Here is a 13,783-nt window from a genome sequence, read left to right on the forward strand (position 1 = left end):
ATGACATTTACATGACACCTCGAGGATCGGGAATACCCATGAGCGACGCGCAGCTGGAACCGGTCAAGATCGCCGCCCCGTGGATGGATGAACGCTCGCACGGCATGTTGCGGACCTTTTTTCGCGACGGGCTCAAGTCCCGCTGCGTGCTGGTCGAGCCGGACCGGGCCCAGGCCATCCTCATCGACGTGGACCGCGGCGACGCCACCCGCCGTCTCCATGACGCGCGCCTGCGCTGGCCCGAGGTGCCGGTCATCGAGTTGAGCGTCAACCACCCGGACCAGGCCCTGTTCGTGCGCAAGCCCCTGCGCCCCAAGGGCATGGCCCGGGCACTCATGAGCGTGCGGCGCAAGCTGCGCCTCAGCGACGACCCGGTCGCCGAGTCGGTCGGGGTGTGCCCGGGCGAAGCGGTCGACGGCGCCCCGGCCACGGCCGTCGCGGCCCCCCGAGGGCCGGTTCCCGAGCCCGGCACCGAAAACCACTATGTCGGACAAGCCAGCGACCTTGACCCCGCCGCGCCGGCCAACTGGTCTCGCGCCCATTACGATCCGGCGCAATTCCTTCAGGGCCACCTGCAGCGCGCGGCCGCCATGGCCGATGCGACCGGGCGCCGCATCGCCATGACCGGGGTGTGGGGCTGCTGGATGATCCCGCCGGGCAACGGTGCCATCGAACTGAGCATGCCCGACCAGTATCTGCGCTCGCTGTGCCTGGTGACCATGAACGACAGCGAGGTCCGTCTCGACGCGGCGGATGCGGGCGCCGACCTGACCTGCAGCCCCGAGCAGACGCCCCGCGACGTGTTGCTGTGGAAAGTGGCGCTGTGGACGGCGCGCGGTCGGGTACCGCTCGATGCCCCGCTCGATGCCCCGGTCTATCTGCGCCACTGGCCCGATCTGAACGAACTGCTGGTCACCCCGGACGCCATGCGCATCGCCGCCCTGTGGCTCAACCACCCGATCAGCCTGTTCGAACTGGCCACCCGCCTGGACGTGCCCCAGCGCCACGTCTTCAGTTTCTACAGCGCCTGCGCCGCCATCGGCCTGGCGGGCCCGGCACGGCGCGCGGCCGACACCCTGATCGAGGCCCCCGAGGTCGGCGCCACCGGCATGCGCGCGCTGCTCGGCCGGCTCGGCGAGCGGCTCGGCCTCGGCACCCAGACGGAATCGGCCTGAGGCGCCGCTAACGTACCCGGAACAGCTGGGTGGCGTCGCGCTCGTTGGTGGCCGGATCGATGATGGTCACATCCATGCGCTGCCCGTCCGCGGCGACCACGAAGGTCGAGCGCAGCGGGTAGCCGTTGAACATGTAGGTGGTCTGCCCCTGGTGTCCGGACACCGTGCCGGTGCCGGTCACGAAGCCGTCGGGCGTGCGCCCGCGGAACACCAGGTCCGAGCCGTGCTGGACGATCTCGTGCATGCCGCCGTCCGGGTCGCGCCACAGGCCCGTCAGGTCCACCCGCCCGGCCGGGGCCGCGGTCATCGCCGACGGGGCGACCGGCGCGCGAGCGGGCGTCTGCACCGGTGGCGCGTAGGACATCTCCGGCGCCGGCGCCATGCCGCCATTGTCTTCGCCGAGGATGCCGAGCACGGCGAGCAGGGCGATGCCGCCGCCGATCCACCAGGCCCGGCGCGGCGGCCCCTTGGGCGCGGGGGCCGGCGCCGACGGACGGTCCGGGGCGGCCTCCGGCAGACCGAGCGCCTTGCGCAGGGTCTCGACCAGGGTGGAGACGTCGAAGTCCCAGCGCTTGTCACTCAGTTCGATCGCGTTGCGCCGCGCGAGCGCCGCCAGATCGTCGGGCAATTCGGCGGTGCCGGGCATCTGCGCGCCTTCGACCAGCACCGGAATGACGCGCACATCGCCACGCTTGAGCGCGGTGGCGATCTCGAGGCGGGTGTAGTCGTTGGGATCGTCGAGCCGGCGCGAGCCATCGTCATGGGCCGCCGCCACCCAGCGCGGCCCGATCACGGCGATCAGCACACCGCAGGAACGCAACGCGCGCTCGATGGCCTCGACGAAGTCCACCCCCGGCTCGATGGTCTCCACGTCGCGGAAGATGGACACCTCCGGCAGAAGGTCCTTGAGGCGATCGGTCAGGCGCCCGGCCGCACTCTGGCTGTCCTGCCGGCGATAGCTGACGAAAATGCCCTGCTCCATGCGCATGACTCCCGAAAGATGTGGCTCGCTCCGCTCTTAGGATAGTGAGCCGGCGGCCTGAGCGCGAGCCGCGACTGCGCTGAATCACCGACGAACACGGTCGGACCGGCGCCGAACTGGCGCGCGTGCAACACCGACGATGGCGCACCCGGTGAATTTGCCGCCCGCGTGTTGATGCCCCCGCACGCGCAACGCATACTGGCGCCTGTTCCCCGTTATCCCCGATCCGGGCAAGCGCCGCCGGCCGCCCGCCACCTATCATGCCAGAGGAATTTTCCATGCTGCGCCTCCGGACCCTGACGGTCGCCGCCGCGACCGTCCTGCTGACCGCCTGCACCGCCACCACGCCGACCCGGCCCGATAGCGCCGCGGCTGCATCGACCGAAACGCCGGCGGAAAAGGCCGAACCTGCGGCGGCCCCCGAAGCCAGCGCCCCCGACGAGGATCAGGCCGGCAGCGGCGAGGCGGCAGCACAGCCCGGGACCGATGCGACCGGCAGCCCCAAGCAGATCTACTACACCGAGAACGAATACACGCAGATGACGGCCTGCGTCGGTCTGGCGGACGCGGCCATGCACACCGCCATCCGCAAACGCAGCGGCATGGAGCTGGACGATGCCAAGAACATCTACCGCAGCCGCCCCCACCCGGACGAGCACATGGCGATCGTCGAGCAGGTGTATGCCGACACCGTCGGCAACGTGTGGGACTACACGGTACGCCAGTTCCAGCAGTGCTCGGCGCTGCAGGCCCAGGTGCCGCCGGAACGCCTGCAGCTGGCCAGCTACTGCATGCAGCGGCAGATGATCGGCGACCTGACCTACTCGTTCAAGGCCAGCGGGCGGCCCATTTCCGACGCCTACGGCTACTTCGCCAAGTTCACCAGTCCGGTCGTCAAACAGATCATCGACGCGGTGTACGCCACCGACGCCGCGAAGGACGAGGTGAAGACGCAGCTGTGGACGTCCTGCATGACGCCGATCACGGGCTGAGGCGGCGCCGGCGCCCTCAGGTGCGCATGACGTACCAGGCCAGCGCCAACACCAGCAGGAGCAGCACCACCAGCACCAGCGGGTTGCGGCGTTCGCCAGGGCCGGCGAAGCCGACGCCCGCCCCGGGCCCGGCATGGCGCCGGCCATCGACCCGTTCCTTGGCCTCCTTGAGGCCGATCCCCTCGACCTCGCGCACGATCTTGATGGCCTCGATCACGCGGCCGCGCGCCAGGGCGTCCTCGGCGGCCGGCGGCAGGGGCTGTTCGCTCATCGCCATCCGCCCCTCATAGCAACGGCGCCAGCCAGCGGCGCGCCGCATCGACGCTCATGCCGGTGCGATGGGCCCAGTCGGCGAGTTGGTCTTCGCCGATCTTGCTGATGGCGAAGTAGTGGCTCTCCGGGTGGGCGAAGTAGAAGCCACTGACCGAGGCGGCCGGCGTCATGGCCATCGCCTCGGTCAGCCCCATGCCGGCGTTGGTGGGCACGTCGAGCAGTTCGAACAGGGCCGCCTTGACGGTGTGGTCCGGGCAGGCGGGGTAGCCCGGCGCCGGACGGATGCCGTGGTACCGCTCCTTGATGAGCTCCTCCCGGTTCAGATTCTCGCTCGAGGCATAGCCCCAGTATTCCTTGCGCACCCGCTCGTGGAGCCATTCGGCGCAGGCTTCGGCGAGCCGGTCGGCCAGCGACTTGAGCATGATGGCGTGGTAGTCGTCATGCTCGGCCTCGAACTCGGCCAGCTTGTGCTCGATGCCGATTCCCGCGGTCACCGCGAAGGCACCGCACCAGTCCTTGACGCCCGAGTCCTTGGCGGCGATGAAATCGGCCAGGCACCAGTGCGGCTTGCCGCTGGGACGCTCATGCTGCTGGCGCAGGCCGTACCAGGTCATGATCGGTGCGTGACGGGTCTCGTCCTCGTAGAACTCGATGTCGTCGCCGATGCGATTGGCCGGGAAGATGCCGAACACCGCCCGGGCCTGCAGCCATTGCTGGGTCACCAGCTGGCCGAGCATGCGTACCGCGTCGTGGAACACCGCGTTGGCGGTCTCGCCCACCACCGGATCGGTGAGGATCTGCGGGTACTTGCCGGCCAGATCCCAGGTCTGGAAGAAGGGGCCCCAGTCGATGTACTGGACGATGTCCTCCAGCGCCACGTCGAGGGCGATCACGCCGGTGGTGTTGGGCTCGAACGGCGTGTAGTAGCTCAGCGCGAGCGGATCGTAGCCGTTGGCACGGGCCGCCTCGAGGCTCACCAGCGGCACGCCTTTCTTGTTGGCGTGCTGGGCGCGGATCTTCTCGTAGTCGGCCGCCAGCTCCGCCTTGAAACCTTCGCTCTGCCCCTCCGAGAGCAGGGCCGTGACCACGCCCACGGCGCGCGAGGCGTCGGGCACGTAGACCACCGGCTGCTGGTAATGCGGCGCGATCTTGATGGCGGTATGCGCGCGGCTGGTGGTGGCGCCGCCGATGAGCAGCGGCAGCTCGAAGCCCTGGCGCTGCATCTCGGCGGCCACATGGCTCATCTCCTCCAGCGACGGGGTGATGAGCCCCGACAGGCCGATGGCCTGGGCGCCGTGCTCGCGGGCGGCGTGGAGGATCTTCTCGGTGGGCACCATCACGCCCAGATCGATCACCTCGTAGCCGTTGCAGCCGAGCACCACGCCGACGATGTTCTTGCCGATGTCGTGCACGTCGCCCTTGACGGTGGCGACGACGATCCGGCCCTTGCTGGTGGCGCCGGTACGCAGCTTTTCTTCCTCGATGAAGGGGATCAGATGAGCCACCGCCTGCTTCATCACACGGGCGGACTTGACCACCTGGGGCAGGAACATCTTGCCGGCGCCGAACAGGTCGCCGACCACGTCCATGCCCGCCATCAGCGGGCCTTCGATCACCGCCAGCGGCGGCTTGCCCTCGGCCTCCAGCCTGGCGCGCACCTCTTCGGTGTCCTCGACCACGAACTCGGTGATGCCCTTGACCAGCGCGTGCTTGAGGCGCTCCTCCACCGGCTGCTCGCGCCAGGTGAGATCCGGCCCGGTCTCCTTGCTCGCGCCGGCCTGCACGGTCTGGGCGAACTCGACCAGGGCTTCGCCGGCGCCCGGATGACGGTTGAGGACCACATCCTCGACCTTTTCGCGCAGCGTGGCCTCCACATCGTCATAGACGCCGAGCATGCCGGCGTTGACGATGCCCATGGTCATGCCGGCCTTGATGGCGTGATACAGGAACACGGTGTGGATGGCCTCGCGCACGGTGTTGTTGCCGCGGAAGCTGAAGGAGACGTTGGACACCCCGCCCGAGGTCTTGGCATGGGGCAGATTCGTGTGGATCCACTTGACCGCCTCGATGAAGTCCACCGCGTAGTTGTCATGCTCGGCGATGCCGGTGGCGATGGCGAAGATGTTGGGGTCGAAGATGATGTCTTCCGGCGGGAAGCCGATGCCGGTGAGCAACGTGTAGGCACGCTGGCAGATGGCGGTCTTGCGCTCGTAGGTGTCGGCCTGGCCGGTCTCGTCGAAGGCCATGACGATCACCGCGGCGCCGTACTGGCGACACAGGCGCGCCTGGCGCAGGAACTCTTCCTCGCCCTCCTTCATGGAGATGGAGTTGACCACCCCCTTGCCCTGGATGCACTTGAGCCCGGCCTCGATCACGCTCCACTTGGACGAGTCGAGCATGATGGGCACACGCGAGATGTCCGGCTCCGAGGCGATGAGCTTGAGGAACTTCTCCATGGCCGCGAGCGAATCGAGCATCGCCTCGTCCATGTTGATGTCGATGATCTGGGCGCCGTTCTCCACCTGCTGGCGCGCCACCGAGAGGGCGTCGTCGAAGCGCCCTTCGAGGATCATCCGCGCGAAGGCCTTGGAGCCGGTCACGTTGGTGCGCTCGCCCACGTTCACATAGAGCGAGCTCTCGCCCACGTTGAAGGGTTCCAGACCCGACAGGCGCAGCTTCTTCTCCACCTCGGGGCGCTGGCGCGGCGCGACCCCGGCCACCGCCTCGGCGATGGCCGCGATGTGCGCCGGCGTGGTGCCGCAGCAGCCGCCGACGATGTTGAGCATGCCGTTCTTCGCCCAATCGACGATCTCGCCGGCCAGCGCCTCGGGGGTCTCGTCGTAACCGGTCGGCGAGAGCGGGTTGGGCAGACCGGCGTTGGGGTGGGCGGACACGTGACAGTCGCACACCCGGGAGAGCTCTTCCACGTACTGGCGCAGCTCCTGGGCCCCGAGCGCGCAGTTGAGGCCGAAGGAGATCGGCTGTGCATGGGAGAGCGAATTCCAGAAGGCTTCGGCGGTCTGGCCGGAGAGCGTGCGCCCGGAAGCGTCGGTGATGGTGCCGGAGATCATGATCGGGAGCCGACGGCCCAGCTCGGCGAACAGCTTCTCCACCGCGAACACCGCGGCCTTGGCGTTGAGGGTGTCGAACACCGTCTCGATCAGCAGCAGGTCGGCGCCGCCTTCCATCAGGCCCCGCGCCGCGTCATGGTAGTCGTCGACCAGGGCGTCGAAGCTGATGTTGCGAAAACCCGGGTCGTTCACGTCGGGCGAGATCGACAGGGTGCGCGAGGTGGGGCCGAGCACGCCGGCGCAGAAGCGCGGCTTGTCCGGATGCTTCGCGGTGTATTCGTCGCACAGCTCGCGCACCAGGCGGGCGCCGGCGACGTTGATCTCATAAGCCAGCTCGGAGAGGCCGTATTCGGCCTGGGAGACGCGGGTGGCGTTGAAGGTACAGGTCTCGATGATGTCGGCACCGGCCTCGAGGTAGTCCCGGTGGATGCCGCCGATCACGTCCGGCCGGGTGAGCACCAGCAGGTCGTTGTTGCCCTTGAGATCCTTGCCATGGTCGGCGAAGCGATCGCCGCGATAGTCGGCCTCGCCCAGCGTGTGCTGCTGCACCATGGTGCCCATGGCGCCATCCAGGATCAGGATGCGCTCGGCGAGCAGGGTGGTGAGTGCTTCGGTGCGGTCAGGCTGCATGCGTCGGTCCTTTCGGGTTGCCGGCGCCACGCAAACAAAAACGGCGCGGCAAACCGGTCACAGTTTGCGAGCGCCGTTGTTCGTTGCTGAGCCTGGCCCCGGGATCACAGCCCACCACGGGTCGCAGCGCTCCTCAGCAGAATGGCCGATTTTACTGGCGCGGCGCGGCGCTGTCGAGGGCCGGCGATCGCCCCGCGGCGAGCGGCGGCGCTCACTTCCTGTTGCAAAAGCGTGGACCGCAGCGGCGCACCCGGCACCTAGGATGAAGCTCAGGGGCGTCCGGCACCGCCGGCCGCCGCCGACACCCAACACGAGGAGCCACAAGAATGAAAATCCCGAAGCTGACAGCCGTCGCCCTGTGTGCGGGCCTGCTCGCCCCGGTCGCGGCCACGGCCGCGGACGTCGTCTTCCTGTCCCCGGCCGACGGCGCCACGGTCAGCAGCCCGGTGAAGGTGCGCATGGGTGTGCACGGGATGACGGTACAGCCGGCCGGACAGGTGACGCCGGGCACCGGGCATCATCATCTGATCATCGACGGCAAGGCCATCCCGGCGGGCGCGGTCGTTCCCGCCGACGCCCACCACCTGCATTTCGGCAAGGGTCAGACCGAAGCCGAGGTCGAACTGCCGCCGGGCCGGCACACCCTCACCCTGCAGTTCGCGGACGGCAAGCACCGCTCCTACGGACCGGACCTGAGCAAGACGATCGAGATTGAAGTGAAGTAGCAACAGGGCCGCGCCGCGGTGGGGTCCACCGGCTCACGCATCGGTCGGCGGAGGCGCCTGGGTGGTCGCGATCAGGCGCTCGATGGCGTCCTGGACCTTGCCATTGGGCTGGCGCTGCACCCAGTCGTTGGTGAACATCAGCAAGGGTTCGATCCGCTTGGCGTCGAGCGGCTCCTGCCCCAGCAGCGCGAACAGCTCGAGCGCCTTGTCGTGCACCTCGCTGCCCGGTTCGGCCGCCACCTGGCACACCATGGACACCACCATCAGGTCGGTCAGGTGCGCTTCGCAAAACCACGGCTGGCCGATCGCCTCGAGGGCGATCAGGGCCGGCAGTTCGGTCGTGGTGCGCTTTTTGACACCCAGCGGAAGCAGCTTGCGTCGCTTTTTCTTCATGGAGCGACCTACGGCATGATTGCGGCAAGCTTTAGCCACGACCGCATGGCCGTGCCGCGCTGCCCCGAGCTGCGCCGGCCGCGTACGTCGGCGGATTTGACACCGGCGTCGCCCGCCGACGACACAAAAAAAGTTTGTTGCGCAATATCAACATGTTGCCGAAAATTGGCGCACGAATTGCTTCGCGAATTCCAGATGGGCACACGACTTTTCTCCTTCGTCCGCCTTGGCCTCCTGGTCATCGCGATGTCGACCTGCGCAGCCGCCTTCGCCGGACCCGATGCGCCCGGCACGCCGGCCGCGGCACCGTCACGCGAGACGGGCTTCGTGTCCGGCATGGAGGTCACCGGCAAGGCGGCCAACGCGCCGGCCGTGGCCGATACCGGCATCCGCTCGGGCGACCCTTATCGGGCGATGATCGACGACATGCTGGCGACGCCACGCCAGGGTCGCGTCCCGGATGCCGCGGCAACGGCACACGACAGTAGCACCCTGTTTTACGACGAAAAGGAATTGCAGGCCCGTGCGGCCTCGTTCAAGGCGGAACTGTCCGCCATCCTGGGCGACGACACCCCCGCGGAGCAAAGCGCGGAAGAGCGTGAACTGACGCTCAAGAAGGAAATCGCGATGCGCGCGGCCTACGCCGACAGCGCCGCGGGTGGCCGCCAGGGACACACGTCGCAGGCCGACGACACCGGGCGGCTACGGATGATCGAACTGGCCTTCCTGATGTGGGACATCCTGACCCACCCGCTCACCCTCAGCCTCATCGCCCTGTACGGCCTGGCGCGCCTGGCGATCGCCATCCTCCGGGTTGCCAGGGATCCGCACGGGCGCAAGCGCAGGCAGCGGCATGGCAGCAGCCGCGGGCCGGCAACCGTGGCACGGCCCTCCCAGCCGCCGCCGAGCCGCACGCCCGAGGCGTGCAGTGCGGAGCCGCGCCGCCGTGGCCACCGGTCCTCGCGTCGCCGGCGCTCCCGCGGCAGCTTCCTCGACCGCTTCCGGTCGATCTGACGCCGCGGGCAGGCCGCTCAGTCCAGCCAGAAACGCTCGAGGTTCTCCAGCCCCCAGTCCTGCGGATTTTCGATGCCCGCGATCTGCTCCCGACACGCCGGCGAGGCCAGATCGATCACCTGCTGAGGAATCGGGGCATTGCTGCGGGCGGAGAAGAAGACCCGGATCCTGGGCGTGAGCATCGAGCCCTCGTTCTGCTCGATGATCACCCCCAGCTTGTCGGACTTGGTGCGCACCAGCGCGCCGACCGGATAGATGCCGACACTGCGCACGAAGGCCTTGAACAGGCGCTCGTCGAAATGGCCCTTCCAGGAGGCCATGCGCCGCAGGGACTCGGCCGGGCACCAGCCCGCCTTGTAGGGGCGGTTGGAGGTGACCGCGTCGTATACGTCGCAGATCGCGCCCATGCGCGAGAGCAGGCTGATGTCCTCGCCGGCCAGGCCCTTCGGATAGCCGGTGCCGTCGACCTTCTCGTGATGGTGCAGGGCCACGTCCAGGGTCCCCGCGGTGGCGTCGCCCGCCTCGCGCAGCATCTTCCAGCCCGCTTCCGGATGGGTCTTCATGATGTCGTATTCGGCATCGGTCAGCTTGCCGGGCTTGTTGAGCACCTCGAGCGGCATCACCGCCTTGCCCAGATCGTGCATGAGCCCGGCGATCCCGGCCTCGGTGACCATCGCCTCGTCGAGGCCGGCCTGGCGCGCCAGGGCCACCATGAGCGCACACACGGCGATGGAGTGCAGGTAGGTGTATTGGTCGTGCGTCTTGATCCTCGCCACGCTGATCAGCGCCGACGGATTGCGCAGCACGGACGCGGAGATCTCCTCGACGAGCGGCATGGCGTCGCCGGTCTTGACCACCTTGCCCATGCGCGCGTCGTTGAACATGGACACCACTTCGCGCCGGGCCAGGTTGCACAGCTTGCGCGCCTGGGCCACCTCGGCCTGCATGGATTGTTTCGCCGGCGCCTTGGGTTTGGCAACGGCGGCCGGAGCGGTCACGACGGTGTCGGTCGCGGCAGGCGCCTCGGGCGCCGATGCGGGCGCGGGCGCCTCGTCCCCGCCCACATCGATTCCCCGATCGGTGTCGATCCAGACCTTGTCGATGCCATGCTCACGAATGGTGCGCACATCGTCGCCGGATTCGATCAGGAACGCGTTCTTGACGAAAGGATGCTTGAGCCAGGACACGCCCAGCTTGTGCAGGTACATGCCCACACGAAGCTGGCTGCTGTGGATTTCCTTGATCATGGGCGGGCTTGACGGGTCATATGAGGGATGCGGACTCTTGGGTGGACGCTACCGACAATATCGGCATCAACGGCTTTGCCTTGAGGGCGTTGACCGCCGCGCCCGCCCGCCGACGACAACGCCGTCAGCCCCGCTGGACGGTTTCCCGCCCGGTCTGGGTCACCCGGCCGTTCCCGTCGAAATGGACGTTGAAATAGATTGATTCGGACGGCATGCGGTCGTCGATGAGCCAGTCCCACACCGTCTCGCCCTTGTTGGGAAAGCTCGTCCGCTTCGCCGGCTTGCCGATCAGGCGACGCACCTGGTCCTCGGTCATGCCCGCGGAGATCTGCGCCATGCGGGCCTCGGTGAGCACCTGCTCGACACGCTTGACGACGCCAGCCCGGTCGAGGGTGACGTGGTAGCAGGTGATGCCCGAAGGTTGCATGGAATACTCCCACACCACCGTGCCATCCGCGTTGCGCCACTCGATGCCGGGGTCCCCCAGGTGGGACTTCAGCTCGGCCCGCGTGGTCACCCCGGGGCGAATGTCCTCCATCAGGTAGCGCTCGCAACCGCCCAGGCCGACCAGGCCCAGCAGCCCGAGCATGGCCGCCAGGATGCGTTTCATGGTGAGTTTTCCCTTGGTTAGAATGAGGCCATGGCGACCCGCCCGAATACGGTCGGGCGGATCGATCCGTTTCATTCTGACACTCCCCGCCCATGAGGAGACCGCACGAAATGCAAAATTTGCTGCTCGCACTCGCCCTGCTCGGCCTCGGCCTCGGCGGCGCCCAGGCCGGCACCGTCCGCATCGGCCATGCCGGGCCGCTCACCGGCCCCCTGGCCCACATCGGCAAGGACGGCGAAAACGGGGCCCGTCTGGCCATCGAGGACGCCAACGCCCAGGGCATCGTCATCGACGGCGACAAGATCACCTTCGAACTGCTCGGCGAAGACGACCAGGCCGACCCGCGCCAGGCCACCACCGTGGCCCAGCGCCTGGCCGACGAAGAAGTGGCCGGGGTGGTCGGCCATGTCACCTCGAGCGCCTCGATCCCGGCCTCGCGCGTCTATGAGCAGAACGGCATTCCGATGATCACGCCCTCGGCCACCAGCCCCAAGCTCACCGCCCAGGGCTACCGCACCACCTTCCGCGTCATTGCCAACGACCTCCAGCAGGGCGCGGCCATGGCCCACCATGTGGCCGCCGGGCTGCACCTGAAGCGGGTGGCGGTCATCGACGATCGCTCCGCCTACGGCCAGGGACTGGCCGACGCCTTCGCGGACAAGCTCAAGGCAGACGGCGTCGACGTGGTGGCGCGCGAATTCACCAGCGACAAGGCCACCGACTTCTCGGCCATCCTCACCAAGATCAAGGGCACCGCGCCCGACGCGGTGTTCTTCGGCGGTTTCGACGCCCAGGCGGCACCCATGCTGCAACAGATGCGCCAGCTCAGCCTGAACGCGGCCTTCCTCGGTGGCGACGGGGTGTGCACCGACGAGATGCTCAAGCTCGCGGCACGCACGCTCGACGCGCACGTCTTCTGCACCCAGGCCGGCATCCCGATGGCGAAGATGCCCAAGGGGGCCGACTTCAAGGCCCGTTTCGCCAAGCGCTTCCATACGCCGGTGCAGCTCTACGCGCCCTACAGCTACGACGCCACCATGGCACTGATCGAGGCCATGAAGGCGGCCGATTCGACCGATCCGGCCGACTACCTGCCCAAGCTGCACACGATCTCCTTCCCGGGCGTGACCGGCACCATCGCCTTCGACGCCAAGGGCGACATCCGCACCGGCGGCATCTCCCTGTATCAATACAAGGACGGCCACTGGGCCACGCTGAACTGAGCCCCATGGCACAATGGCGGCCCGTCACCCGGGTGGCGGGCCGCTGCCGTTTTCCCGCTCGCCCCAAGCCCACATGATCGACCTTCTGCTGTTTCTCGTCGGCCTCGTCGCCCTCACCGCGGGCGCCGAAATCCTGGTACGTGGCGCCTCGCGCCTGGCCCTGACCTTCGGCCTGTCGCCGCTCGTGGTCGGGCTCACCATCGTCGCCTTCGGCACCAGCGCCCCCGAGATCGCGGTGGCCATCGAGGCCGCCCTGAACGGCCAGGCCGACCTGACCATCGGCAACGTGGTCGGCAGCAACATCTGCAACATCCTGCTCATCCTCGGGCTCGGCTCGCTGGTCGGCCCGCTGGTGGTCGCCGGCCAGGTGGTGCGCCAGGAGGTGCCGGTGATGATCGCCGCTTCGGCGCTTGTGGTCCTGCTGGCCTGGAACGGCGTCATCGGCCGCGGCGAGGGTGTCGTCCTGTTCGTGCTGCTGGTGGCCTATGTGGTGTTTCTGGTGCGCCAGTCGCGCCGGGCCTCCCGGCGCGAGCAGCAGCACTACGGCGAAGAGTTGCCCAAGGCGACCTGGGACCAGCACTGGGCGGTGCAGGGCGCGATGGTGCTCGGCGGTCTGGCGCTGCTCGTCATCGGCGCCGACTGGCTGGTGGCGGCCGCGGTCACCTTCGCCAAATGGCTGGGCGTGAGCGATCTGGTCATCGGCCTCACGGTCGTGGCGGTGGGCACCTCGCTACCCGAGGTGGCCACCTCGGTGATGGCCGCCTGGCGCGGCGAACGGGACATGGCCATCGGCAACGCGGTGGGCAGCAACGTGTTCAACCTGCTCGGCTGCCTCGGCCTCGGCGCCCTCATCTCCCCCACCGGCTTGCCGGTGGCGCCGGCGGCGCTCGATTTCGACCTGTGGGTGATGCTCGCGGTGGCCGTCGCCTGCCTGCCCATCTTCCTCGCCCGCCGGCGCATCGCGCGCTGGGAGGGCCTGCTGTTCCTGGTCTATTACGCCGCCTACCTGATCTACCTGGTACTCGACGCCCGCGGCAGCGGGGCCCTCAAGACCTTCAGCCAGGCCATGCTCTGGTTCGTGATCCCACTGAGCGTCCTCACCCTCATCGCGCTGTCGGTACACGACCGGCGCACGCGCCGACGCTAGGGCAAGGCGCGCCCACCCCACGACACCGAAATCATCACGAGCGCGCCCTGGCGTGCCTTTCGCAGGTGTCGGCGTTTTTTACACCCGCCCTTCCGATGCCGCCGACATCGACCTGATTTCCGAGTCGTAACAATTATTTGCGAACCGCGGTATGCCTTTTGCTTGCATGCCATGAGCACTCATGCGTCTTTTTCAAGCGCTCGCTTCGCTGAGCCCGCATGCCAGCAGCACCCGATGACCCGACACAGATCGGGAACACGAACGCGCCGACGACCCGCCTCGCAACACGTGCGAATACCTG

Annotated in this window: 12 protein-coding genes and 1 riboswitch; of the genes, 6 read left to right on the plus strand and 6 right to left on the minus strand. The window is 68.1% G+C overall.

The window, feature by feature from the left end; translation table 11 throughout:
* Window positions 1-38 precede the first annotated feature (38 nt).
* Window positions 39-1,175, plus strand: coding sequence for a hypothetical protein (locus G3580_RS17705; RefSeq protein WP_173767745.1), 1,137 nt, complete (start codon window positions 39-41; stop codon window positions 1,173-1,175).
* A gap of 7 nt (window positions 1,176-1,182) precedes the next feature.
* Here the strand turns inward: G3580_RS17705 and G3580_RS17710 are convergent, their stop codons facing one another.
* Window positions 1,183-2,157: a toll/interleukin-1 receptor domain-containing protein gene (locus G3580_RS17710; RefSeq protein WP_173767747.1), complete on the minus strand. Its 975-nt coding sequence runs from the start codon at window positions 2,155-2,157 to the stop codon at window positions 1,183-1,185.
* 278 nt (window positions 2,158-2,435) lie between these two features.
* Between G3580_RS17710 and G3580_RS17715 the strand changes: the two genes are divergently transcribed.
* The gene (locus G3580_RS17715) at window positions 2,436-3,149 is read left to right on the plus strand and encodes a hypothetical protein (RefSeq protein ID WP_173767749.1); all 714 of its coding nucleotides are present in this window, start codon (window positions 2,436-2,438) and stop codon (window positions 3,147-3,149) included.
* Window positions 3,150-3,165: 16 nt separating this feature from the next.
* On the opposite strand, the gene G3580_RS17720 is transcribed toward G3580_RS17715, so the two are convergent.
* Both G3580_RS17720 and metH read right to left on the minus strand, forming a co-directional pair.
* Window positions 3,166-3,420 (minus strand): ribosomal protein L7/L12, encoded by a 255-nt coding sequence (locus G3580_RS17720; RefSeq protein ID WP_173767750.1) that lies wholly within the window; start codon window positions 3,418-3,420, stop codon window positions 3,166-3,168.
* A gap of 13 nt (window positions 3,421-3,433) precedes the next feature.
* Complete coding sequence (metH, locus tag G3580_RS17725) at window positions 3,434-7,123, minus strand: methionine synthase (protein WP_173767752.1); 3,690 nt, start codon at window positions 7,121-7,123, stop codon at window positions 3,434-3,436.
* A gap of 61 nt (window positions 7,124-7,184) precedes the next feature.
* Window positions 7,185-7,264, minus strand: a riboswitch (S-adenosyl-L-homocysteine riboswitch).
* Between the two features lie 185 nt (window positions 7,265-7,449).
* Here metH and G3580_RS17730 point away from each other — a divergent pair.
* Window positions 7,450-7,848 (plus strand): DUF4399 domain-containing protein, encoded by a 399-nt coding sequence (locus tag G3580_RS17730; protein ID WP_173767755.1) that lies wholly within the window; start codon window positions 7,450-7,452, stop codon window positions 7,846-7,848.
* Window positions 7,849-7,881: 33 nt separating this feature from the next.
* On the opposite strand, the gene G3580_RS17735 is transcribed toward G3580_RS17730, so the two are convergent.
* A complete protein-coding gene (locus tag G3580_RS17735) occupies window positions 7,882-8,241 on the minus strand; it encodes a hypothetical protein (RefSeq protein ID WP_173767757.1) in 360 nt (119 codons plus the stop codon).
* A gap of 15 nt (window positions 8,242-8,256) precedes the next feature.
* On the opposite strand from G3580_RS17735, the gene G3580_RS17740 reads away from it, so the two are divergent.
* Window positions 8,257-9,255, plus strand: a complete 999-nt coding sequence (locus G3580_RS17740) for a hypothetical protein (RefSeq protein ID WP_173767759.1) — start codon at window positions 8,257-8,259, stop codon at window positions 9,253-9,255.
* A gap of 17 nt (window positions 9,256-9,272) precedes the next feature.
* Here the strand turns inward: G3580_RS17740 and G3580_RS17745 are convergent, their stop codons facing one another.
* Complete coding sequence (locus G3580_RS17745) at window positions 9,273-10,502, minus strand: HD-GYP domain-containing protein (protein ID WP_173767761.1); 1,230 nt, start codon at window positions 10,500-10,502, stop codon at window positions 9,273-9,275.
* 124 nt (window positions 10,503-10,626) lie between these two features.
* Window positions 10,627-11,112, minus strand: coding sequence for an outer membrane protein assembly factor BamE domain-containing protein (gene bamE, locus G3580_RS17750; RefSeq protein ID WP_173767763.1), 486 nt, complete (start codon window positions 11,110-11,112; stop codon window positions 10,627-10,629).
* A gap of 110 nt (window positions 11,113-11,222) precedes the next feature.
* Between bamE and G3580_RS17755 the strand changes: the two genes are divergently transcribed.
* A complete protein-coding gene (locus G3580_RS17755) occupies window positions 11,223-12,335 on the plus strand; it encodes a branched-chain amino acid ABC transporter substrate-binding protein (protein ID WP_173767765.1) in 1,113 nt (370 codons plus the stop codon).
* A 73-nt stretch (window positions 12,336-12,408) separates the two neighbouring features.
* Entirely contained in the window at window positions 12,409-13,482 is a 1,074-nt protein-coding gene (locus G3580_RS17760; protein WP_173767767.1) for a calcium/sodium antiporter, read from the plus strand.
* The last annotated feature ends 301 nt before the right edge of the window (window positions 13,483-13,783 follow it).

It is taken from the genome of Nitrogeniibacter mangrovi (genome assembly GCF_010983895.1).
Classification (GTDB): Bacteria; Pseudomonadota; Gammaproteobacteria; order Burkholderiales; family Rhodocyclaceae; genus Nitrogeniibacter; species Nitrogeniibacter mangrovi.